Source organism: Colwellia chukchiensis, assembly GCF_002104455.1.
In the GTDB taxonomy this organism is placed as follows: domain Bacteria; phylum Pseudomonadota; class Gammaproteobacteria; order Enterobacterales; family Alteromonadaceae; genus Cognaticolwellia; species Cognaticolwellia chukchiensis.
On sequence record NZ_NBOC01000038.1, the window covers coordinates 1 to 1,738 of the forward strand.

Consider the following 1,738-nt stretch of genomic DNA (forward strand, 5'->3'; position numbering starts at 1 on the left):
AAAACCACTTGGGTGTTGTATGGTTAAGCCTCACGGGTAATTAGTATTGGTTAGCTCAATGCCTCGCAGCACTTCCACACCCAACCTATCAACGTTGTAGTCTCCAACGACCCTTTAGGGAGCTTAAAGCTCCAGTGAGAACTCATCTCAAAGCCTGCTTCCCGCTTAGATGCTTTCAGCGGTTATCAGTTCCGAACGTAGCTACCGGGCAATGCGATTGGCATCACAACCCGAACACCAGCGGTTCGTCCACTCCGGTCCTCTCGTACTAGGAGCAGCCCTCTTCAATTCTCAAACGCCCACGGCAGATAGGGACCGAACTGTCTCACGACGTTCTAAACCCAGCTCGCGTACCACTTTAAATGGCGAACAGCCATACCCTTGGGACCGACTTCAGCCCCAGGATGTGATGAGCCGACATCGAGGTGCCAAACACCGCCGTCGATATGAACTCTTGGGCGGTATCAGCCTGTTATCCCCGGAGTACCTTTTATCCGTTGAGCGATGGCCCTTCCATACAGAACCACCGGATCACTATGACCTACTTTCGTACCTGCTCGACGTGTCTGTCTCGCAGTTAAGCTGGCTTATGCCATTGCACTAACCGTACGATGTCCGACCGTACTTAGCCAACCTTCGTGCTCCTCCGTTACTCTTTAGGAGGAGACCGCCCCAGTCAAACTACCCACCAGACAGTGTCCCCAAGCCCGATTAGGGCCCTAGGTTAGAACATCACGCATACAAGGGTGGTATTTCAAGGTTGGCTCCACGCAATCTGGCGACTGCGTTTCAAAGCCTCCCACCTATCCTACACATGTAGGAGCAATGTTCACTGTCAAGCTATAGTAAAGGTTCACGGGGTCTTTCCGTCTAGCCGCGGGTATACGGCATCTTAACCGCAATTTCAATTTCACTGAGTCTCGGGTGGAGACAGTGTGGCCATGATTACGCCATTCGTGCAGGTCGGAACTTACCCGACAAGGAATTTCGCTACCTTAGGACCGTTATAGTTACGGCCGCCGTTTACCGGGGCTTCGATCATGAGCTTCGCAGAGCTAACCCAATCAATTAACCTTCCGGCACCGGGCAGGCGTCACACCGTATACGTCATCTTTCGATTTTGCACAGTGCTGTGTTTTTAATAAACAGTTCCAGCCACCTGGTTACTTCGACTCTCCGATGCTTACACCGCAAGGGCTTCACATTAGAGAGCGTACCTTCTCCCGAAGTTACGGTACTATTTTGCCTAGTTCCTTCACCCGAGTTCTCTCAAGCGCCTTAGTATTCTCTACCTAACCACCTGTGTCGGTTTGGGGTACGGTTCCTATATATCTGATGCTTAGAAGCTTTTCCTGGAAGTATGGCATCAACTGCTTCTGCTCCGTAGAGCATCGTCTCGTGTCTCAGTCTTAAGGTTGTCCGGATTTACCTAAACAACCAACCTACGCACTTTCACATGGACTACCAACGCCATGCCAGCCTAGCCTGCTCCGTCCCTCCTTCGCAATATATAGAAGTACAGAAATATTAATCTGTTTCCCATCGACTACGCGTTTCCGCCTCGCCTTAGGGGCCGACTTACCCTGCCCTGATTAACATGGGACAGGAAACCTTGGTCTTTCGGCGGGGGAGTTTTTCACTCCCCTTATCGTTACTCATGTCAGCATTCGCACTTCTGATACCTCCAGCATGCTTTACAACACACCTTCAACGGCTTACAGAACGCTCCCCTACCACT

1 rRNA gene is annotated in these 1,738 nt (G+C 51.2%); it reads right to left on the reverse strand.

Annotation, left to right across the window (positions count from 1 at the left end):
* Window positions 1–19: 19 nt before the first annotated feature.
* Window positions 20–1,738 (reverse strand): 23S ribosomal RNA (locus B6K83_RS18040); the annotation flags it as partial.